This window comes from Nocardia elegans NBRC 108235, from assembly GCF_001612845.1.
Lineage (GTDB): Bacteria > Actinomycetota > Actinomycetes > Mycobacteriales > Mycobacteriaceae > Nocardia > Nocardia nova.
Genome location: NZ_BDBF01000060.1, coordinates 18,552 through 41,060, shown reverse-complemented (window position 1 = coordinate 41,060; position 22,509 = coordinate 18,552). Strand labels below are relative to the sequence as shown.

Annotated in this window: 14 protein-coding genes; 2 read left to right on the top strand and 12 right to left on the bottom strand. The window is 68.5% G+C overall.

Annotation, left to right across the window (positions count from 1 at the left end; translation table 11 throughout):
- The 6 genes from NE2_RS30920 to NE2_RS30895 form a co-directional block, all read right to left on the bottom strand.
- The coding region (locus tag NE2_RS30920) for a non-ribosomal peptide synthetase (RefSeq protein WP_233429934.1) at nt 1-8,100 on the bottom strand (8,100 nt) is incomplete at its 3' end.
- 366 nt (nt 8,101-8,466) lie between these two features.
- Complete coding sequence (gene cobM / locus NE2_RS30915; protein WP_063031826.1) at nt 8,467-9,234, bottom strand: precorrin-4 C(11)-methyltransferase; 768 nt, start codon at nt 9,232-9,234, stop codon at nt 8,467-8,469.
- Nucleotides 9,235-9,270: 36 nt separating this feature from the next.
- Nucleotides 9,271-9,846 carry a Uma2 family endonuclease gene (locus NE2_RS30910; RefSeq protein ID WP_063031825.1) on the bottom strand — a complete coding sequence of 192 codons (576 nt, stop codon included), beginning with the start codon at nt 9,844-9,846 and terminating at the stop codon, nt 9,271-9,273.
- 163 nt (nt 9,847-10,009) lie between these two features.
- A complete protein-coding gene (locus NE2_RS30905) occupies nt 10,010-10,435 on the bottom strand; it encodes a PPOX class F420-dependent oxidoreductase (protein WP_063031835.1) in 426 nt (141 codons plus the stop codon).
- An 85-nt stretch (nt 10,436-10,520) separates the two neighbouring features.
- On the bottom strand, nt 10,521-11,138 hold the full coding sequence (locus tag NE2_RS30900; protein WP_063031823.1) for a response regulator transcription factor: 618 nt from the start codon (nt 11,136-11,138) through the stop codon (nt 10,521-10,523).
- Nucleotides 11,135-12,334, bottom strand: a complete 1,200-nt coding sequence (locus NE2_RS30895; RefSeq protein ID WP_063031821.1) for a sensor histidine kinase — start codon at nt 12,332-12,334, stop codon at nt 11,135-11,137. The genes NE2_RS30900 and NE2_RS30895 overlap by 4 nt, the downstream gene beginning before the upstream one ends.
- A 129-nt stretch (nt 12,335-12,463) precedes the next feature.
- Here NE2_RS30895 and NE2_RS30890 point away from each other — a divergent pair, with 129 nt between their 5' ends.
- Together NE2_RS30890 and NE2_RS30885 are read left to right on the top strand one after the other, a co-directional pair.
- Nucleotides 12,464-13,513 carry an ABC transporter permease gene (locus NE2_RS30890; RefSeq protein WP_063031819.1) on the top strand — a complete coding sequence of 350 codons (1,050 nt, stop codon included), beginning with the start codon at nt 12,464-12,466 and terminating at the stop codon, nt 13,511-13,513.
- A gap of 25 nt (nt 13,514-13,538) precedes the next feature.
- Nucleotides 13,539-14,267 carry an ABC transporter ATP-binding protein gene (locus NE2_RS30885; protein WP_063031817.1) on the top strand — a complete coding sequence of 243 codons (729 nt, stop codon included), beginning with the start codon at nt 13,539-13,541 and terminating at the stop codon, nt 14,265-14,267.
- Between the two features lie 78 nt (nt 14,268-14,345).
- Here the strand turns inward: NE2_RS30885 and NE2_RS30880 are convergent, their stop codons facing one another.
- From NE2_RS30880 to NE2_RS30855, 6 genes are read right to left on the bottom strand one after another with little or no spacing between them, the layout of a single operon-like run.
- Nucleotides 14,346-16,292: an acetoacetate--CoA ligase gene (locus tag NE2_RS30880; RefSeq protein ID WP_063031815.1), complete on the bottom strand. Its 1,947-nt coding sequence runs from the start codon at nt 16,290-16,292 to the stop codon at nt 14,346-14,348.
- A gap of 13 nt (nt 16,293-16,305) precedes the next feature.
- Nucleotides 16,306-17,118 carry an HpcH/HpaI aldolase/citrate lyase family protein gene (locus tag NE2_RS30875; RefSeq protein ID WP_063031813.1) on the bottom strand — a complete coding sequence of 271 codons (813 nt, stop codon included), beginning with the start codon at nt 17,116-17,118 and terminating at the stop codon, nt 16,306-16,308.
- Between the two features lie 8 nt (nt 17,119-17,126).
- Nucleotides 17,127-17,612: a MaoC family dehydratase gene (locus tag NE2_RS30870; protein ID WP_063031832.1), complete on the bottom strand. Its 486-nt coding sequence runs from the start codon at nt 17,610-17,612 to the stop codon at nt 17,127-17,129.
- Nucleotides 17,613-17,620: 8 nt separating this feature from the next.
- Nucleotides 17,621-18,781 (bottom strand): acyl-CoA dehydrogenase family protein, encoded by a 1,161-nt coding sequence (locus NE2_RS30865; protein WP_063031811.1) that lies wholly within the window; start codon nt 18,779-18,781, stop codon nt 17,621-17,623.
- Nucleotides 18,778-20,865: an acetyl-CoA carboxylase biotin carboxylase subunit gene (locus NE2_RS30860; protein WP_063031830.1), complete on the bottom strand. Its 2,088-nt coding sequence runs from the start codon at nt 20,863-20,865 to the stop codon at nt 18,778-18,780. The genes NE2_RS30865 and NE2_RS30860 overlap by 4 nt, the downstream gene beginning before the upstream one ends.
- A 5-nt stretch (nt 20,866-20,870) precedes the next feature.
- Nucleotides 20,871-22,448, bottom strand: a complete 1,578-nt coding sequence (locus NE2_RS30855) for a carboxyl transferase domain-containing protein (protein WP_030517146.1) — start codon at nt 22,446-22,448, stop codon at nt 20,871-20,873.
- Nucleotides 22,449-22,509: the final 61 nt, after the last annotated feature.

Sequence of the window (22,509 nt, the reverse complement as noted above, 5' to 3'; positions counted from 1 at the left end):
CACGCCCGCCTCGACCAGCCGCCGCGCCAACCGGCGCACGCGGGCCCCGAATTCGGCGTAGGTCAGGGTCTCGCCGGCCTCGCGGTCCACCACCGCGACCTCATCCGCGTGGGTGCGGGCGGCCTCGGCGAACAGCTCGGGAAGCAGTGTCGCGGAACCGATCTCGCGCGAGGTGTAGTTCCACTCGCGCAGTTCCCGATCGGCCTCGAGCGCGTCGATCAGCGCGATATCACCGATGGGGCGGTCCGGATCGGCCACCACCGCGGCCAGCACCCGGTCCAGCCGCTTGGCGAATCCGGCGATCGTCGGCTCGTCGAAAAGGTCGAGCGCATAGGAGAACTCGGCGGACATACCCGCCGCCGCCCCCTCGGCGTCCGGCGCCTCCTGCAGGGTGAGCTGCAGGTCGAATTTCGCCAGCCGGGCGTCGTAGTCGATGCCGTTGACCGACAGGCCGGGCAGCTCCAGGCTGGCGTGGCGGATGTTCTGGAAGGCCAGCATCACCTGGAACAGCGGATGCCGGGCCTGTGAACGGGCCGGGTTGAGCACCTCGACCAACCGCTCGAACGGCACGTCGGCATGGGCGAAGGCCTGCAGATCGGTATTGCGGGCCTGGGCCAGCAGTTCGGCGAAGGTCATTGCGCCGTCGACGTTCGTGCGCAACACCAGCGTGTTGACGAACATGCCGATCAGATCGTCGAGCGCGGCCTCACCGCGACCGGCGACCGGGGTGCCGATCGCGATATCGGAGGTGCCCGACAGCCGCGCCAGCAGGATCGCCAGCGCGCCGTGCACCACCATGAACGGCGAGGCGTTGTACCTGCGGCCGAGGTCGGCCAGTCGCCGCTGGGTTTCCGGCGAGATGACGAACGAATAGGTGCCACCGCGATACGTCGCCACCGCCGGGCGCGGCCGGTCGGCGGGCAGCACCAGTTCGTCGGGCAGATCAGCGAGTTCGCGGGTCCAGTACCGAATCTGGTTGGAGATCAACGAATTCGGATCGTCCTCGGAACCCAGCACCTCGCGCTGCCACAGCGCGTAGTCGGCGTACTGCACCGGCAGTTCGGTCCAGGCCGGCTGCTCCCAGTTGGTGCGCGCGGCGTAGGCGACCATCACGTCGCGGGCCAGCGGATGCATCGACCAGCCGTCGGCGGAGATGTGGTGCACCACCATGCCGAGCACGTACTCGGTCTCGCTGATCTCGAAGAGCCGGGCGTGCAACGGCACTTCGTTGGTCACGTCGAACGACATGGAGGCCAGCTCGACCAGGTGGTCGATGAGGTTGTGCTCGGTCACCGGCACCGGGGTCAGGTCCGGCACGATCTGCGCGGCGTCGAGCACCACCTGCACCGGCGCACTGCCGGTCTCCGGGAACACCGTGCGCAGCGATTCGTGGCGGTCGATCACGTCGATGACCGCGACCTGCAACGCGGCCACGTCCAGTTCACCCGACAGCCGCATGGCGACCGGGATGTTGTTGACCGCCGAGGAGGTGTCGTAGCGGTTGAGGAACCACAGCCGCTGCTGTGCGAGCGACAACGGCACCTGTTCGGGGCGTTCCCGTGCCACCAGCGACTTGCGCGCACCGTCGCCCGCATGCGATTCCACTCGCGCGGCCAGCGCGGCCACGGTGCTCGCCTCGAACAGCATGCGCAACGGGACGCGGGTGTCGAGCGCGTTGCCCAAGCGCGAGGCCACCTGGGTGGCGATCAGCGAATTGCCGCCGAGGTCGAAGAAGTCGTCGTCCGCGCCGACCCGGGCCACGCCCAGAACCTCGCCGAAGGTCTGGGCGACGATCTCCTCGATCGGAGTCGCCGGAGTGCGGAATTCGCGCACCTCGAATACCGGCGCGGGCAACGCTTTGCGGTCCAGTTTGCCGGACGGGTTCAGCGGCAGCGCGTCGAGCACCACGATCGCCGAGGGCACCATGTACGCCGGCAGCCGCCGGTGCAGCGAAGCCTTGATGTTGTCGATGTCGACCGGCCCCGCCGGGGTGACCGCGTAACCGACGAGCTGATCACCGGCGACCGTGTCCAGGACGAGGACCACGGCCTGGTTGACCGCCGGATGCTCGGTGAGCGCGGCCTCGATCTCCCCGAGTTCGATGCGCTGACCGCGGAACTTCACCTGGAAGTCGGTGCGGCCGATGTATTCCAGCACGCCCGCGCGGCCGACCTCGGGTGCGTCCGGTTCGGTCCAGCGGACCAGGTCACCGGTGCGGTACAGCCGTGATCCGGGCGGGCCGAACGGGTCGGCTACGAATCGATCGGCGGTCAGGTCGGGGCGGCCGTGATAGCCGCGCGCGACCTGCACCCCGCCGAGGTACAGCTCACCGGGCACCCCGACCGGAACGGGAGACAGACCCTGGTCGAGTACGTAGGCGCGCGTGTTCCACACCGGGCGGCCGATGGGCACCGTGGCGGGGGCGACGGTGTCCAGGTGCCATGCGGTCGCGTGCACGGTGAATTCGGTCGGGCCGTACAGGTTGTGCAGCGCGGCGGTGGAGAACTGCCGGAACGCGGTCACCGTCGCCGGCGGCAGCGCCTCTCCGGCGACGAGAACGGCACGCAGCGAGGCACATTCGGCCGGAACTGCGGCACCGACGAAGACCGACAGCATCGACGGCACGAACGACGTCATCGTGACCCGATGGCGGCCGATGATCTCCGACAGATACATCGGATCGCGATGCCCGTCCGGTGCCGCGATGAGCATCTTCGCACCGACCGCCAGCGTGCCGAACAACTCCCAGACCGACACGTCGAAGGTCACCGGGGTCTTCTGCAGCACCACGTCGGCCGGCCCCATGCGGTATTGCGCGGTGATCCAGGCGATCTGGTTCACCACGGCGGCATGTGCGACCGCGACACCCTTCGGACGTCCGGTGGACCCGGAGGTGTAGAGCACGTATGCGGTATTGCTCGGCCGCAGCGGGGCGAGTCGATCGGCATCGCCGACCGGGGTCGGCGGATAGTCGTCCAGGTCGACGGTGTCGACCGCGATCACCGGGATGTCGCTCGCGCCGACGCCGTCGTCGGTGGTCGTCAGCAGGCAGACCGGGCCCGAGGAGGCCAGCACGTAGTCGGTGCGCTCGGCCGGATGGTCGGGGTCCAGCGGCACATACCCACCACCGGCGGTCATCACCGCGTAGATCGCGACGAGCATATCCACCGAACGCCGGATACCGACGCCGACCAGTGACTCCGGTCCCACGCCGAGGTCGATCAGCTTGCGAGCCAAACGATTGACGCGCGCGTCGAATTCGGCGTAGGTGAGCTCGATCTGCTCCCCGACGTCCTCGCGCATGCCGCCGTCGAACAGCACGGCGAGCTCGTCGGGCCGCTGCCGAACCTGCTCGGCGAACAGATCCAGCACCGTCGGAGCGGAAACTCCGTGCGCGGTCTCGTTCCAGCCCGAGAGCACCGTGACCCGTTCGGCATCGTCGAGCAGATCGATCTCACGCACCGCCGTATCCGGATGCGCGGCAACAGATTTCAGGATCCGCAGATAGCGTTCGGTGAATTCGGCGACGGTCGGCGCATCGAACAGATCGGTGGCGTAGGAGACCTCCGCCACCATCCCGGCGGGCGCACCGGAGCCGGAACGCTCCTCGGTGATGGTCCACTGCAGGTCGAATTTGGCGATGTCGACGTCCAGTTCGTCGGCGGTCACCGACAATCCGGGCAGTTCCAACGTGGCGTGCGACATCTCCTGGAACGACAGCATCACCTGGAACAACGGATGCCGCGCCTGCGAGCGGGTCGGGTTCAGCACCTCGACCAGTCGTTCGAACGGCACGTTGACATGCGCGAATCCGGCGAGGTCGACTTCCCGGGTCTGCGCCAGGAATTCGCTGAACGCGATGCTGCCCTCGACCTCGGAACGCAACACCAGCGTGTTGACGAACATGCCGATCAGGTCGTCGAGCGCCTGTTCACCGCGACCGGCGACCGGCGTGCCGACAGCGATATCGCTGGTGCCCGACAACCGGGCCAGCAGAACGGCCAACGAGGCGTGCATGACCATGAACAGACTGACGCCGTGGGCCCGGGCCAGTTCGACCAATTGCCCATGCAATTCGGCGTCGATGGCGAAATCGACCCGGCGGCCGCGGAAGCTCTGCACCGGCGGCCGCGGGCGATCGGCGGGCAATTCCAGCTGATCCGGCAGACCGGCCAAAGCCTCTCGCCAATACCCGATTTCGCGGGCCGCGATGGAATCCGGATCGGCCTCCGAGCCGAGCAGTTCCCGCTGCCAGAGGCTGTAGTCCTGGTACTGGACCGGCAGCGGTGACCAGGCGGGAGCCGAACCGGCCGCACGCGCCAGATATGCGGCCGCGACGTCGCGCGCCAGGGGACCGAAGGAGAATCCGTCCGCGGCGATGTGGTGAACGACGAAAGCGACCGCGAAGTCCCGTGTTCCATTGCCGCGGCCGGCGGAGATCTCGAATATCCGCACCCGGATCGGCAGTTCCCGAGACACATCGAATCCGGCGGACGCGAAGGCCGCCAGCGCATCGTGCAGATCCGCCGCGTCGATCGGCTCCACCTCGATACCCAGGTCGACCTGTTCGGCCGGAATAACGAACTGATAGCCGCCGGCGCCGGACTCGGGGAAGATGGTGCGCAGCGATTCCTGCCGCTCCACCACGTCGCGCAGCGCGGTCTGCAGCGCGTCGATGTCGACGGTGCCGCTCAGCCGCACCACGAAGGGCAGGTTGTAGGTGGGTGCGGCGGGGTCGAACTGGTTGATGAACCACATCCGCTGCTGTGCCAGCGACAGCGGAACCCGGTCCGGGCGATGCTGCGCGACCAGCGGCGGACGCGCCGCGAATTCGCCGTCGCCGCCGTGTTCGGCCGCGGTGTCGGCCCGGGCCGCGATACCCGCCACGGTGGGCGTCTCGAACAGCGCGCGCACGCCCAGCTGCACGCCGAAGACGGCGGAGATGCGCGCGACGACCTGGGTCGCCACCAGCGAGTTGCCGCCGAGGTCGAAGAAGTTGTCGTCCACGCCGACCCGGGGCTGGCTCAGTACGTCGGCGAAGACGCCGGCGACGATCTCCTCGGCCTGCGTGCGGGGGGCGCGGTAACCGGTCGCATCGGCGCTGAACACGGGTTCGGGCAGCGCTTTGCGATCCAGCTTGCCGGAGGTGTTGAGCGGGAACGCGTCCAGCACCATGATCGCGGCGGGCACCATGTAGCTGGGCAGCTTCTCGGCCACGAACCGGGTGAGATCCGCCGAATCGATCGAATATCCCGGCGCCGGAACAACATACGCGACCAGCTGCTGACCGGTCGCGGTGTCGACCACCAGCACGACGGCCTGGCTGACCGCCGGATGGGCGAGTAGATCGGTTTCGATCTCGCCGAGCTCGATGCGCTGGCCGCGGAACTTGACCTGGAAGTCGGTACGGCCGATGTACTCCAGCACGCCGGTCCCGTCGGCCTGCCGGCCCCAGCGCACCAGGTCACCGGTGCGGTACATGCGCTCGCCGGTGCTCGAGAAGGGATTGGCGACGAACCGATCCGAGGTCAGATCGGGCCGGCCGCGGTAGCCGCGGGCCAGCTGCCGTCCACCCAGATACAGCTCACCCGGGGCGCCGATCGCGGCCGGACGCAACCGCGAATCCAGCACGTAGACATCGACATTCCATTCCGGGATACCGATCGGGACGGTGGTGGTGTCGGCGGCGGTGGCCTCCCAGTAGGTCACCGAGACCGCGGCCTCGGTGGGGCCGTAGAGGTTGTGCAGGCCGGCGTCCGGGTTGATCGCCCGGAACATCGCGGCGGTCCCCGGCGGCAGCGCCTCACCGATGACGAACACCGCACGCAGCGAATCACATTGACCCGCGGTGGCGTGCGAGGCGAAGACCGTCAGCATCGACGGCACGAAGTCGGTGACGGTCACCGCGTGCCGCTCGATCATCTGCGCGACGTAGACCGGATCGCGATGCCCGTCCGGATCGGCGACCACCAGTTTCGCGCCGACCATCAGCGGCAGGAAGTAACCCCACAGCGAGACGTCGAAGGTGGTGGCGGTCTTCTGCAGATAGACGTCGGCCTCGGTCAGGCCGTATTCGTGCAGCATCCACAGCTGCTGATTGACGATGGCGTGGTGGGTGACCGCGACGCCCTTGGGCCGGCCGGTCGAACCGGAGGTGTAGATGACGTAGGCGGTGTTGTCCGCGCGCAGCGGCGCGAGCCGGTCGGCGTCGGTGATCGGCGCATCGGACACACCGGTGGTGTCGAGCGTGTCGATCTGTACCTGCCGCACCGAATCCGGCAGGTCCACCTCGTCGGTGGAACTGGTCAGCACGCACACCGGGCCCGCGCTGTCGAGGATGTAGGCGGTGCGCTCGGCCGGATGGTCCGGATCGATCGGCACGTACGCGCCACCGGCCTTCAGCACCGCGTGCATGCCGACGACCAGGTCCAGCGAACGCCGCATGCCCAGTGCCACCAGCGATTCCGGGCCCACACCGTCGGCGATCAGGGTCCGCGCCAGGCGGTTGACCCGGGCGCCGAATTCGGCGTAGGTCAGCGTCTGCCCCTGGAAGTCGATGGCGGTCCGGTCGGGCGTGCGCGCGATCGCGGCGTCCAGCAGGGCCGGCAGCGTGGTGGTCGGCACCTCGTGGACGGAGCGGTTCCAGCCGGTGACGGTTTCGGCCCGCTCGACGGCCGTGGTGATCGGCAGGCCCCACAGCCGATCCTGCGCATCCGCCTGCAGGAACCGGTCGAAGAATTCGAGGAAGCGCGAATGATGATGGCGCGCTTCGTCTTCGGTGTAGAGGTTCGGGTTGGTCTCGAAGTCGATCCGGGACCGCGCGCCGCCCTCGGTCTGATAGAAGTTGACGCCGAGATCCTCGATGGAACCGGTGGAGAGCACATGCAAGCGGCCCGGCGTGCTGCCGAGTACCAGCTCGTCCTGGAACAACATGATGTTGACCCAGGGGCCGAAGAACTCCTTGGTCACCACTCCGTCGCCGCTGCCCGATTCCCGGCCGGCGGCGGCGCTGTCACGGCGAATGTCCTCGTGCCGGTACCGCTGGTGACGCAGCGCACCCGACACCTCCACCTGCACCGACTTCAGCAGGTCGGTGACGGTGGTGTCGTGGCCGACGTGCAGGCGCAGCGGGACGATGTTCGAGGTGGCGCCGCCGGAACGCCGCATCACCGCGGTGGTGCGCGCGGTGACCGGAAGGCTCAGGATGACGTCCTCGGCGTCGGTCCACTGCGCCAGATAGGCGGCGAAACCCGCGATCAGCAGGGCGGCCGGCGAGGAGTCGTGGCGACGAACGGCTTCGGCGAGCAGGTCGTTGCGATCGTCGGAGAGAGCGGCGCCGACCACGTCGTTCAGCGGGGCCGGGGCGGCATTGCGGCCGGTGAGGCTGGTGCCCTCCTCCAGGCCGGCCACGCGCTCGGCCCAGTACTGCTTATCGCTCTCGAAGCGGGTGCTGTCGCGGTAGGCGAATTCGGATTCGACCAGGTCGCGCAGGTCGGAGGCCTTCAACGCGGCGGGCTCGACGCCGTTGCGATAGGCGGTGTAGCGCTCGGCGATCCGGTTGACCTGGTTCACCGCGCCGAAGCCGTCGAGAACGATGTGATGGGCACGCGAGTACCAGAACCAGCGGTTGTCGGTGAGCTGCAGCGCGGCCGAGCGGACCAGGCGGTCGGTGATGATGTTCAGCGGGCGGCCGTAGTCGGCGCGCATCCACTCGTGCGCGGCCGCTTCCGGATCGGCGGCATCGCGCAGATCGATGTGCTCGACGCCGTCGGTGTCGCCGATGGCGTGATCGACATACTGCAGCGGCTCGCCGTCGCGTTCGACGATGCGTACGAAACCGGAGCCCAGCTCGTGGGACGCATCCAGGCTGGCGCGCGAGAGCACCTCGACGTCGACGTCACCGTCCAGGTCGACGTACTGGGCGATCGTGATCGGCACCTGTGGGTCCAGGTGCTGGGCATACCAGATTCCGAGCTGCGCCGGCGACAGCGGGAACAGTTGATCCCCGGATACTGCCGCGGGCGTTACCTCGCCGCCAGCTTCGCCGTTTCCGCCGAAATCCAGCCGGTCCAACCCGTAACCTCGCTTCCGGAACGCCACGCAGCGCTCCCCGATGGCACACCGATGCCGACGCTCACCTCATCCGAGCGTGGCGTCCGGCATTCGGGGCTCACTTCGATTGCAATCAGACAAAAATGTTCATAGGACCTATCCGTCCGTCGGGCCGATCTTGTTACATGGGCCCGACCCCACCCACCGGCCACGGATCGGCCTCGTTTCGAGATTCGCTGATGAACACCGAACCAATCTACCGCCAGGTACCGACAATCAGCCAAGAAGGGCGATAGCGCTCCGACATCACCACTGCACTCCGTTGTCCCCGCCACCTCGACGGTCGATCCGCTCCTGGGAACCTACCGGGAATCGCCCGTCCCGAGTGACCGAAATCGCGGTGCGCGAGGGGGGTCACGCGCCGGGCCCGGATACCGGGTGCCGCTCCCGTCCGGGGTCGTACAGATGGGACTGCGCACAGTCGAGCGCCGGGGTCAGGGCTCGCCCGACCAGGACCACCGCGGCCTGCCGCAGTCCGGCCGCCTCGACCTGGCCGGCGATATCGGCGAGCGTCCCGCGCAGAATCCGCTGCTGCGGCTGACTGGCCCGGTAGACCACCACGGCCGGGCAATCGGCGCCGTACTCCTGCGCCAGCTCAGCGGCCAGCTCCCCAATCCGCGTGATCGCCAGATGCAGGACCAGACTGGCCCGGGTCCGCGCGAAATTGTCCAGCGCCTCGGACTCGGGCATCGCGGTCGAGCGCGCCTGGGTCCGCGTCAGCACCACCGACTGCGCCACCTCCGGCACCGTCAGCTCGCTGCCCAGGGCCGCGGCCGCCGCCGCATACGCCGGCACCCCGGGCGTCACATCCCAGGAAATGCCCAGCGCGTCGAGCCGGCGCGCCTGCTCGGTCAGCGCCGAATAGATCGACGGATCCCCCGAACACAGCCGGGCCACATCCTTCCCCTCGGCGTCGGCCCGTGCGCAGTGCGCGACGATCTGGTCCAGATCCAGCCCCTGGGTATCGATCAACTCCGACTCCGGCGCGCAATGCGCCAGCACCTCGGGATCCAGATACGTCCCGGCATACAGGCACACCGGAGATTCCCGCAGCAGCGCCACCGCCCGCAGCGTGAGTAGATCGGCCGCCCCGGGACCCGCTCCGATGAAATGCACGGTCATGCCCGGAGTCTAGGTGCCCGCCCGATCCCGCACCCCTCAGCCCAGCCGCCCGAGCTCGATGGTGAGCGGGCAGGGCGACGTGGTCCGGAATGTTCCGGTCGCTTCGCCTTCGTCCACATATCCGAGTTCTTCGGTGAGCCGGAATACCAACAGGCTCAGCGGCTCGTTGAGGTCGATGATCCAGTAGTGCGCTATGCCGGCTTCGGCGTATTCGCTGCGCTTGGTCACCGTATCGGTGCGACGCGAGCCCGGGGAAACGATTTCGACGACGAGCACCGCTTCCGACGTGCGAAGAATGCCGCCGGAGGTACGGACTCGTTCCAGTTCGGCACGCGTCACGACGATCAGATCCGGTCGCCTGACGGTGGCGGGTTCGTCCGGCGGGACCAACCCCAGATCGACGTCGACGTCCGGCACGGCCACCAGATCGTCCGGCAGCTGCGCGAACAACTGCATATACAGTTGCGCGCCGGCGATATTGTGCGCCGGTGTCGGTGACGGCGACACGACGAGTACCCCCTCCTGCAACTCCCAGCGATGCCGGTCGTCTTCGGGGAGCGCCACGAAATCGGAGAGCGTCAGCAGCCGTTGCGGATACGAAAAGGCTGTCACCTCAGCTCCTCACCTCGTCTTCATGGTCGCCCCATTGTCCCACGAGGTGCATTCGGAACGGTGGAAGCAGAGGGTGGGTGGGCCGCGCAGCACAACCTGCCGCAGCGGCGCGGAACGAACCGGTGGGTTGCGTATCGGACGTGTTGCAGCGCAGAGTTTTCGGCTATCCGGTCATGTTCAGCCCACCGAGGATCTTGTCCGGGCGTACCCGCACGACCAGCTCACCGGGGACGGCGTTGCGTGTGCCGAATTCCTCGGCGCGGTCCGGGCCCATGTACCGCGCGGCGATGGCGGTCGCGGTGCGCAGGAGTTCGGCAGGATCCTCGGAGAGGGTGGCGACGCCCTGCACCTGGAAATAGGCGTACGGCGGTTCGTCCAGGTCCACGCAGAGGGCGACGCGGGGGTCGCGAGCCAGCGCCTTGCCCTTGGCGGTGGTTTTGCCGGTGTTGAAGACCAGGTCGTCGCCGTCGAGGATGAACCACACCGGATTGACGATCGGGCGGCCGTCGGAGGCGACCAGAGCCAGTTTGCCGGTACGGGTTCCGGCGGCGAGGAACTCCCGCACTTCGGGATCGGTGATGGAAGACATGAGCACACCCTAGGAAGCGGCGGCGTGGGCGCGGGCCCCGACACGCGCCGAGCGACACTGCCGCGATCGGCGAGCCCTGCACGGTTCAGATGGCCCCGCGCTCGCGCGCTCGCGCCACCGCCGACGTCCGCGATTTCACACCAAGCTTCGAATAGATGTGCACCAGATGGGATTTCACCGTCGTCTCGCTGAGGAACAGGTGTTTGCCGATGTCGCGGTTGGAATGACCGTCGGCGACCAGGCGCAGCACCTCGATCTCGCGGGCGCTCAGGGTGGTGTCCGGTTTGCGCACGCGGGTCATCAGCTTGGAGGCGACCGAGGGCGAGAGCACGCTCTCCCCCGCCGCCGCGGCGCGCACGGCGGCGAGGAGTTCGGGCGGCGGGGTGTCCTTGAGGATGTAACCGCAGGCACCCGCTTCGATGGCGCCGAGGATATCGGCGTCGGTGTCGTAGTTGGTCACAACCAGGACGTTCGGCGGATCGGGCAGGGCGCGCAGGGCCAGGGTCGCGTCCACCCCGGATTTGCCGGGACCGAAGCGCAGATCCATCAGCACCAGATCGACGTGCGTGGTGGCGCAGAAGGCCACGGCCTCCTCGGCGGTGGCGGCCTCCCCGGCCACCGTGATGTCCTCGCCGGAATCCAGCAGGGCCCGCAATCCGGCGCGGACGATGGCGTGGTCGTCGGCCAGCAGGAGACGGATCACGGCAGCTCCTCCCGCGAGATGAGCTCGGCCGCAGCGGTTTCCGAGTCGTGCAGCGGAAAAGACACGGTGACGGCGGTATGCCCCGGCTCGGATTCGACGTCCATGACACCACCCTGCTGTTCGACGCGGCTGCGCATGGCGTTGAGGCCGAAGGTGCCGCCGCCGAAGACCGCCGGATCGATACCGACGCCGTCGTCGACCACATCGAGATGGACGGCGTCGTCACCGTAGGTGAGCGTGATCCGCATCCGGTCGGCGTGCGCGTGCCGGACCACATTCGACACCGCACCCTGCGCCACCCGCACCAGTGCGGCCTCAACGGGCATCGGCAGCCGCATCGGCGTCCCCTCGACCACCGTGCGGGCGCTCAGCCCGGGGCCCTCGGCGCGCCGGGCGATCCGCTCGAGCGCATCACTCAACGATTGCCCCTCGAGCACCGCCGGGGTGAGGTCGCCGATCAGCTGCCGGGTCTCGACCAGATTGTCCGCGGCGGTCTCGCGGGCGAGCCGGATCTGTCGCAACGCGGGATGATCCGGTGCGTCGCGTTCGGCGGCATGCAGCAGCATCTGGATGCTGGACAGCCCCTGGGCGACGGTGTCGTGGATCTCCTGCGCGAGCCGTTCACGTTCGGCGAGTTTGCCGGCCGTGCGTTCGCGTTCGGCGAGAGTGGCACGGGTGGAGAGCAATTCGTCGATCAACTGCTGGCGATCGGCCGCCTCGCGGAACAGCGCCCGATAGCCCAGGCCGATCGCGATCGCCACGATCGCGCCCAGGACCGGTCCGGCGATTCCGGGAACCGTCCACCCCTCGTGCAATCCCCAGCCGACCACCGAGACGATCGTGGCGGCGACGACCGCGGCCAGTCCCCACAGTCGCGGCAGCAGATGCAGATAGAGGAAGAACAGTCCGAACACCAGGTAGACGGCCTCCGGAACCAGCACGATCAACGCCAGCCACAGCACCGTGAGCCCGCCCAGCCACACTCGCGCGGCGACCGGGCGCCCGCGCAACAGCCCACCCGCGAAATAGACGAGCAGGAACAGCGCCGCGAGCACGATCACCGCGACGGTGGGCCGGGGGCCGTCGTCACCGGGCACGGCCGCCCGCACCATCACCACGACCACCAGCGCCGTCATCAACACATGCAGTCCGACCTGCAATGCGGCGAAGACGGGGGTGAGTGGAGAGCGGTGCACGCTGCCAGCTTATGCGCGGTTACCGGGGCGGCATCCATCGAAAGGTGGATTCGGCACCCCATCGTCGGGCGGTCGCGAAGTGTCCGCGCAGGCGATGTCCACCGGCGGATTCATCGCGAAGGTGGAGATATGTTCGTCGCACTGAGAGATCTGCGGGCCGCCCGCGGCCGATTCCTGCTCATCACCCTGGTCGTCACCATGGTGGCCCTGCTGGTGAGCTTTCTGAGCGGACTCACGGCCGGCCTGGCGCATCAGAATATTTCCGCACTCGAGCGGCTGTCCGGCGGCAGCGTCGTATTCGCCGATACCGGCGCCGATCCGTCGTTCGATTCCTCGGCGCTGACCAGCGAACAGGTCGAGCGCTGGCAGCGAGCCGGAGGAAGCGTCGATCCGGTCGGCATCAGCCGTAGCCAGGCCGTCCGGGAGGGGTCCGCACCGGCCCAGGTGGCGATATTCGGCGTCGACGGCAAGGCGTTCGGCAACGAGGTGGCTACCGGACCCGGCACCGTCGTGCTGAGTAAAGCCGCCGCCGAAGACCTCTCGGCCGGCGCCGGTGATCGCGTGTCGATCGGCGGCGGTACCTTCACGGTCGCGGCAGTCGGCGACGACGACTGGTACGCGCACACCCCGGTGATCTGGACGACGCTGTCCGACTGGCAGCAACTCGATCCGCGCGGCGGGGCCGCCACGATTCTGGTCGCCTCCGGAGTGCCCGATACCGGTGCGGTGAACAGCGCCGCGCACACCCGCACGACGAGTGTCGACGGCGCATTGCAGGCCATCGGGTCGTATCGGGCCGAGAACGGTTCGCTCACGCTGATGACCGTGATGCTGTTCGTGATCTCCGCCCTGGTGATCGGTGCCTTCTTCACCGTCTGGACCATCCAGCGCACCGCGGATATCGCGACGCTGAAAGCGCTGGGCGCCACCACGACCGCACTTGTTCGCGACGCCCTGGGCCAGGCGCTGATCGTGCTGCTCCTCGGCGTCGGCGTCGGTGTCGGGGTGACCGCACTGGCCGGGGCCTTCATCGGCGGGGCGGTGCCGTTCGTGCTCAGCGCGGCCACGACCGTGGTGCCCGCACTCGCCCTGATCGGGCTCGGGCTGCTCGGCGCCGTGTTCGCCCTGCGCTTCCTGGCTACCACCGACCCGCTCACCGCGCTCAACCAATCTCGCTGATTCGATTACCGCACAGGAGCTTTCGATGACCACCACCCTGACCGTCTCCGATCTCACCCTCACCTTCCCCGACGGCGCCGACCGCATCACCGCCCTCGACCGGGTGTCATTGACCGTGCGCGGCGGCGAGATCGCGGCCATCACCGGCCCGTCGGGATCGGGCAAATCGAGTCTGCTGGCCACGGTGTCGACATTGGTACGCCCGGATTCGGGCCGGATCCTGCTCGATACCGACGACGGCAGCGTCGACCTCGCCCGAGCGTCCCGGCGCGAGGCCACCACGCTGCGCCGCGAACGCATCGGGATCGTCTTCCAGCAGCCCAACCTCATCCCCGCCCTCACCGCGGTCGAACAATTGGAGGTGATGCAGCACCTGGGTGGCCACACCGTCGTCTCACCGCGCCTGCGACGCCGAACCAGGGACAAGGCGATGGATCTGCTCGACGCGGTGGGGCTGCGCGGCCACGAGAAGAAGCGCCCGGCCCAGCTGTCCGGCGGTCAACGGCAACGCGTCGACATCGCCCGCGCGCTCATGCACGACCCCGCCCTGCTGGTCGTCGACGAGCCCACCAGCGCCCTCGACCAGGAACGCGGGGCCGCCGTCATCGACCTGATTCTCGGGGTCGTCCACACCCACGCCGCCGCCACCCTGCTGGTGACCCACGACCGCACCCACCTGCACCGCATGAACGCGGTCTACCGCATGGTCGACGGCCGGTTGTCGATGGACGAGGCCGGAGAGCTCGCCGCCTGATCACCCGCGGCCCGGATGCGGTGCGCCGCGCGTACTCGGCGGCCACCGAGCGGCAGCGCACCGCTTCCGCGGCTCGGCCTACGTCGCCCGTTTCCGGGCCGGCACCTCGGCGTACCAGGTGAGCAGATCCGCATTGTCGACCGCGCTGCGTTCGACCACCCGATCCGGGTCCGCACCCTGGAACAGTTTCTTGATCGGCACCTCGAGCTTCTTGCCCGTGCGGGTGTGCGGAATGCCCGGGGCGGCGATGATTTCGTCGGGGACGTGGCGCGGCGAGACCTCGGTGCGGATCGTCGCGTTGATGCGCTGTTTCAGCTCGTCGGTCAGTTCGGTGCCCGGGGCGAGGGTGACGAACAGCGGCATCCAGTAACCGCCGTCGGGCTGTTCGGCGCCGATCACCAGGGCCTCGGCGATCTCCGGAAGTTGTTCCACCGCTTGGTAGATATCGGCCGAGCCCATCCGGATGCCGTGCCGGTTCAGCGTCGAATCGGAGCGGCCGTGCACGACGATGCTGCCGTGATCGGTGACGGTGATCCAGTCGCCGTGCCGCCAGACGCCGGGGAACATCTCGAAATACGCCGCGCGATAGCGTGTTCCGTCGGGATCGTTCCAGAACGACACCGGCATGGAGGGCATCGGGGCGGTGATCACCAACTCCCCGACCTCACCGCGCACCGGCCGGCCCGATTCGTCCCAGGCATCCACCGCGGCGCCGAGGAACGGCACCGACAGCTCGCCCGGCCACACCGGCACCGTGCGCACACCGCCGATGAACGCGGACACCACATCGGTGCCGCCGCTGATCGAGTTCACCTGCACCCGCTCACCGACGTTGTCGCGCAACCACAGTGCCGACGACGGCGGCAGCGACGACCCGGTGATGCCGATCGTGCGCAGCGCCGAGAGATCGTGGTCGCGTTGCGGCACCACACCGGCCTTGATGCAGGCGAGCACGTAGCCGGGGCTGGTGCCGAGCACGGTGGTGCCCGTGCGCGCGGCCAGGTCGAACAGCGAATCGGCGTGCGGATAGGTCGGACTGCCGTCGTAACAGACGATCGTCGCACCCACCAGCAGGCCGGCGACCTGGAAGTTCCACATCATCCAGCTGGGGCTGGTGTACCAGAAGAAGACGTCGCCGCGGCCGATATCCGATTGCAGCGCAGCGGCTTTCAGATGTTCGAGCAGGACGCCGCCGTGCCCGTGCACGATCCCCTTCGGCAGCCCCGTGGTGCCGGAGGAGAACAGGATCCACAGTGGATGCGCGAAGCCGACGGGCTCCGTGGACAATTCGGCGCCCTCCGGCGGGGCGACCGCATTCCAGTCCAGAGCGTCGGGCACCGCACCGCCGAGGCGCGCCACCACGACGGTGGCGCGAACGGTCGGCAGCCCGGCCCGCAGGGCGGCGATATCGTCGCGTTTGTCGTGCGTTTTCCCGCCGAAGTGGTAACCGTCGGCGGTGACCAGCACGGCCGGCTCCAACTGCCCCAGCCGATCGAGCGCCGCCTTGGCCGAATAGTCCTGCCCGCAGGCACTCCACACCGCGCCGATACTGGCCGCGCCGAGGAAGGCGATCACGGCCTCGGGGATGTTGGGCAGATAGCCGACGACCCGATCGCCGAGTCCCACCCCGAGTTCGCGGAGCGTCGCCGCGAAGGAGGCGGTGCGGCCCAGCAGTTCCGCCCAGGAGATCTCGGTCAGGCCGCCCTGTTCGCCGGCGTAGACGATGGCGGGCCGGTCGGTGCGGGCATGACGGGCGATCTGATCGACGTAGTTCAGCAGCTGCCCCGGAAACCATTGCGCGCCGGGCATTTCGGTACTCGCCAGCACGGTGGCCGGCGCGCCGCCGAGTTCGAAATATTCCCACAGCGCGCCCCAGAACCCGGGCAGATCGGTGATCGACCATTCCCACAGCGAGTGATAGTCGTCGAATTCTCGTCCGGTCCGGGCCCCGACGAATCGGGCGAAATCGGCGACCCGCGCCGTTTCCAGGTCCCCGGCGTCGGGCTCCCACTGCGGTTGCGTCATGACTCTCCTAGGTCTACCGGGCCCCGGCACGCTGCAGAATGCGCTCGGCGTGCCGGATCACCGGGCCGTCCACCATGCGTCCCTCGAAACTGAACACACCGCGATTGTTGGGCACCTCCGCCAGCACCCGGCGGGCCCAGTCCACTTCCTCGTCCGCCGGCGCGTAGGCGGCCCGGATCACCGCGAGCTGCTTGGGATGGATGGCGACCTTGACGTCGTAGCCCACCGCCACCGCCTCGTCGGATTCCGCGCGCAACCCGTCGAGGTCGGCGATATCGAGGTACACCGAGTCGAGCGCGATCTTGCCGTACGCCTTCGCCGCCAGCAACGCGGTCGAGCGCAGCTGCCGGGCCACATCGCGATAACCGCCGTCGGCGCGGCGGCTGGAATTGCCGCCGAGTCCGGCGACCAGATCCTCCGCCCCGGCCATCGAGGCGATCGCATTCGGCGCGGCCATGACCTCTTCGGTGCGCAGCGCGCCGAGCGGCGATTCGAACAGCGCGAGCACCTCGTAGTCCGACAGCAGTGAGAGCTGTTGTGCTGATTCGCATTTCGGCAACATGACGCGACGGTAGGAGGTCGAGGCCAGCGCGGTCAGGTCCGCGTCGAAATCGTGCGTACCGGCCGCGTTGACCCGGACCACCGTCCGCTCCGGATCGAGCGGCGTGGCCATCAGCACCTCGCGCGCGGCCTCCTTGTCCCCGGCCGCGACGCCGTCCTCCAGATCGATGATCACGACGTCGGCCGCGGCGGCGGCCTTCTCGTAGCGTTCGCCCCGGTCGGCGGGGCAGAACAGCCAGGCCGGGCCCGGGAGTTCCCAGTTCATCCGCTCTCCTACTCGCCGTCCGGGCGCATCCGCATCAGGGTTTTGCGGACCGCGGTGGCCACCACGTCGCCGTGCTGGTTGCGCCCGGTGTGCGCGAAGGTCGCGATCCCTTCGCCCGGACGGCTTTTCGACTCGCGCTTGGCGGTCACCAGGGTTTCGGCGTACAGGGTGTCGCCGTGGAACATCGGCTTCGGGAAGGCGACCTCCGAGAAGCCCAGATTGCCCACGATGGTGCCTTGCGTCAGCTGCGCCACCGACAGGCCGACCAGCGTCGACAGCGTGAGCATCGAATTGACGAGTCGCTGATTGAACGGGGGCAGACCGTCGGCGAAGGCCGCGTCCAGATGCAGCGCCTGGGTATTCATCGTCTGCGTGGTGAACGCGACGTTGTCCGCCTCGGTGATGGTGCGCCCGGGCCGATGTTCGTACAGCACACCGATTTCCAGCTCCTCGAACCACAGCCCGCGCTGCACCACCCGGCGCACCGGCTCCATCGGCTCGCTCACAGTCCCAGCTCCCGTCCGATCAGCATCAACTGCACCTCGGTCGTGCCCTCGCCGATTTCCAGAATCTTGGAATCGCGATAGTGCCGGGCCACAGCATATTCGTTCATGAAGCCGTAGCCGCCGAAAATCTGGGTGGCATCGCGAGCGTTGTCCATCGCGGCCTCGCTGGCGACCAGCTTCGCGATCGCGGCCTGCTTCTTGAACGGCTTGCCCGCCAGCATCAGGGCCGCCGCATCGTAGTAGGCGGTGCGCGCGGCGTGCGCCCGCGCCTCCATCCGGGCGATCTTGAACGCCACCGCCTGGTTGCGGCCGATGGCGCGGCCGAACGCCTCCCGCTCACCGGCGTAGCGCACGCTCTCGTCGACACAGCCCTGTGCCGCGCCGACCGACAGCGCCGCGATCGCGATCCGGCCCTCGTCCAGGATCCGCAGGAAGTTGGCGTAGCCGCGGCCGAGTTCACCGAGCAGATTCGACTGCGGCACCCGGACGTCGGTGAAGCTCAGCGGATGGGTGTCCGAGGCATGCCAGCCGACCTTGTTGTAGGCCGGTTCGGCGACGAAGCCGGGGGTGTCGGTCGGCACCAGGATGGTGGAGATCTCCTTCTTGCCCTCCGACTCACCGGTCACCGCGGTCACGGTCACCAGCCGGGTGATATCGGTGCCCGAATTGGTGATGAACTGCTTGCTGCCGTTGATGATCCAGTCGTCGCCGTCGCGGACGGCGGTGGTCCGGGTGCCGCCGGCATCGCTGCCCGCACCGGGTTCGGTGAGACCGAAACCCGCGAGGGCGCGTCCGGAGGTCAACTGCGGCAACCACTCCTGCTTCTGCGCCTCGTTGCCGAACCGGTAGATCGGCATGGCGCCCAGCGACACCCCGGCCTCGAGCGTGATCGCCACGCTCTGGTCGATCTTGCCGAGTTCCTCGAGCGCCAGGCACAGCGCGAAGTAGTCGCCGCCCATACCGCCGTACTCCTCCGGGAACGGCAGGCCGAACAGACCCATATCCGCCATGCCGGATACGACCTCGTACGGGAAGGTATGGGCCGCATCGTGTTTCGCCGCCACCGGCGCGACGACCTGATTCGCGAAATCGCGAACGGTCAGCGCCAGCTCTCGGTACTCCTCCGGCAGCGTGCCGGTCGACAGGAAATCGCTCATGCCTGTGCCTCTTTCTGCTCGGTGTCCGCCTGCTCGCTGTCCGATTCCTCGCTGTCCGATTCCTCGGTGTCCGATACCTCGGTGTCCACGACGGGCTCGGCGGCGATCCGCGCCAGGACCTGTTCGACCTGCACCTGGTCGCCCGTCGCGACCAGCAGCTCCACCTTTCCGGCGACCGGCGCGGTCAGGGTGTGTTCCATCTTCATCGCCTCGACCACCACCACCGGGGTGCCGGCGGCCACCTCGGCGCCCGGGGCCACGTGCACCGCGATCACCGAACCCGGCATGGGGCTGAGTATTTCGGCATCGGTGAGCTGTTCGTCGCCACCGCGCAAACTCGGTTCGGCCACCTCGCGCACCGCCGCGACGCCGTCGGCGCCGGCCACCCAGATCGGGCCGCCGTGTTCGGCGACCCGGTAGCGCAGCCGGATACCGTCGAGGTCGATCGTCAGCACCGCGTCGTCGCGCGCGGCGGTCAGCGAGCGCGGCTGCCCGGCGTCGACCGCCACCCACGCGTCGGCCGGGGTGCCCGTGATCGCCACGTGCACGACGCGGTCGCCGCCCTCGAGCCGCAACACCGTGGGCGCGGCGGTGCCGACGCGCCAGCCGTTCGGGATGTCCCACGGACCGCGCGGCGCATCCGGCCACGCCCGCAGCCACCGCGCCACCGCCGCCGCGACGAACTGGTCGTCGGTGACCGGTGCGGGGCGGAAGTCCCCGGCGCGCCGGTCCAGCAGCCCGGTGTCGAGATCACCGCGCAGCACATCGGGGTCGGCCAGCAGGAAGCGCAGGAAGTCGGTGTTGGTCCGCACGCCGAGCACCTGGGTGTCGGCCAGTGCCTGGTCGAGCCGGGCGATCGCGGTCGCGCGATCGGGGCCGTGCGCGATCACCTTCGACAGCATCGGGTCGTAGTCGCTGCCGATCACACTGCCGGTGCGCAGCCCGGAATCCACCCGCACGCCCGGCCCCTGCGGCTCGGCCAGCGCCAGCACGGTTCCGCCGGTGGGCAGGAAGTCGCGGCCGGGATCCTCGGCGTAGACGCGAGCCTCGACGGCGTGACCGGTGAGCTGGATATCGTCCTGTTCGGCGACGATCTTCTGCCCGGCCGCCACGCGGACCTGGCATTCCACCAGATCGACCCCGGTCACCAGTTCGGTCACCGGATGTTCGACCTGCAGCCGGGTGTTCATCTCCATGAAGAAGAACTCGTCCGGCCGGTCGGCGGAGACGATGAATTCGACGGTGCCCGCGCCCACGTAGTCGACGCTGCGAGCGGTGTTGCAGGCGGCGGCGCCGATCCGGGCCCGCGTCTGCGGGTCCAGCAACGGCGAGGGCGCCTCCTCGACGACCTTCTGATGTCGGCGCTGCAGGCTGCATTCCCGCTCGCCCAGATGCAGCACGTTGCCGAATTGGTCGGCGAGGATCTGCACCTCGATATGCCGCGGTGTGGCGACGAACCGCTCCAGGAACAACGTGTCGTCGCCGAACGCCGCGGCGGCCTCCCGGCGCGCGCTCACCAGCGCCGCGGGCAGATCGGCGGGATCGTCGACCCGGCGCATCCCCTTGCCGCCGCCGCCCGCCGACGGCTTGACCAGCACCGGATAGCCGATTTCGGTTGCGGCCGAGACCAATTCGTCGTCGGTGAGACCGGGCCGGGCGATTCCGGGCACGACCGGCACCCCGAAGTCGGCGACCGCGGTCTTGGCCGCGATCTTGTCACCCATGATCTCGATCGCCCGCACGGGCGGACCGAGGAAGACGATGCCGGCCTTCTCCAGCGCGGCGGCGAACGCCGAATTCTCCGACAGGAAGCCGTAACCCGGATGGACGGCTTGCGCACCGGAGCGCACGGCCGCGTCGACCACCCGATCGATATCGAGATAGCTCTGCCGCGCCGGGGCCGGACCCAGCCGCACCGCGACATCGGCCTCGGCCACGTGCCGGGCGGCGACATCGGCGTCGCTGTAGACCGCCACCGAGCGAATACCCATGGCGCGCAACGTGCGGATCACACGCACGGCGATCTCGCCGCGGTTGGCGACGAGCACGGTGTCGAAGGGCACCGGGTGAGATTTGTTCAGCATGGTGATCACATCCGGAATACGCCGTAGGAGACAGGTTCGAGAGGCGCCTGCGCACAGACCGACAGCGCCAGGCCGAGCACGGTTCTGGTATCGGCGGGATCGATGACCCCGTCGTCCCACAGCCGGGCGGTGGAGTAGTACGGATTGCCCTGGTGCTCGTACTGTTCCCGGATCGGCGCCTTGAACTGCTCCTCCTGTTCGGCGCTCCAGGAATCACCGAGCTGATCGCCGCGAACGGTGGCCAGCACCGAGGCGGCCTGCTCACCGCCCATCACCGAGATGCGGGCGTTCGGCCACATCCACAGGAAGCGCGGCGAATACGCCCGCCCGCACATCGAATAGTTGCCGGCGCCGTACGAACCGCCGATCACGACCGTCAGCTTCGGCACCCGCGCGCACGCGACCGCGGTCACCATCTTCGCGCCGTGTTTGGCGATACCGCTCGCCTCGTAGTCGCGCCCGACCATGAAACCGGTGATGTTCTGCAGGAACACCAGCGGAATGACCCGCTTGTCGCACAATTCGATGAAATGCGCTCCCTTCTGGGCGGATTCACCGAACAGCACACCGTTGTTGGCGACGATGCCGACCGGATGGCCGTGGATGCGCGCGAAGCCGGTGACCAGGGTGCGGCCGTACTCGGCCTTGAATTCCTGGAATTCACCGCCGTCGACGATCCGCTCGATCACCTCGTGCACGTCGTAGGGCGTGCGCAGGTCCACCGGAACCACGTCGTAGAGCTCCGACTGCGGGGCGATCGCGTCGACCGGCGCGGTGATCTCCCACGGACTCGGCGACTTCGGCGCGAAGGTGCCGACGATGCGGCGCACGATGCGCAGCGCGTCCTCGTCGCTGTCGGCCAGATGGTCGGTGACACCCGAGGTGCGCGAATGTAATTCGCCGCCGCCGAGTTCCTCCGCGGTGACCACCTCACCGGTGGCCGCCTTCACCAGCGGCGGCCCACCGAGGAAGATCGTGCCCTGATTGCGCACGATCACCGCCTCGTCGCTCATCGCGGGAACATAGGCGCCGCCCGCCGTGCAGGAACCCAGGACCGCGGCGATCTGCGGGATTCCCTTGGCGCTCATGGTCGCCTGGTTGTAGAAGATCCGGCCGAAATGTTCGCGGTCGGGGAAGACCTCGTCCTGATGCGGCAGATGCGCGCCGCCGGAGTCCACGAGGTAGATGCACGGCAGATGGTTCTGCAGCGCCACCTCCTGGGCGCGCAGATGTTTCTTGACCGTCATCGGGTAATAGGTGCCGCCCTTGACCGTCGCGTCGTTGGCGACGATCACGCATTCCCGGCCGGACACTCGTCCGATACCGCCGATCACCCCCGCGCCCGGGCAGTCGTCGCCGTACATGCCGTCGGCCGCCAGCGGCGACAGTTCCAGGAACGGACTGCCGGGATCCAGCAGCCGGTCCACCCGCTGGCGCGGCAGCAGTTTGCCGCGCGCCAGATGGCGCTCGCGGGCCCGCTCGGGTCCGCCGAGCGCACTCGCCGCCAGCTTCGCGCGCAGCTCGTCGAGCAGCGCCAGATGTGCGGCACGATTGCCGGCCTGCACGTCCTGCGTCAGGGTCATCACGCCATCCTGCCCATTCGGTTAGTGGCCAATAACTGGAAACTAAGATAATCTTCGTTAA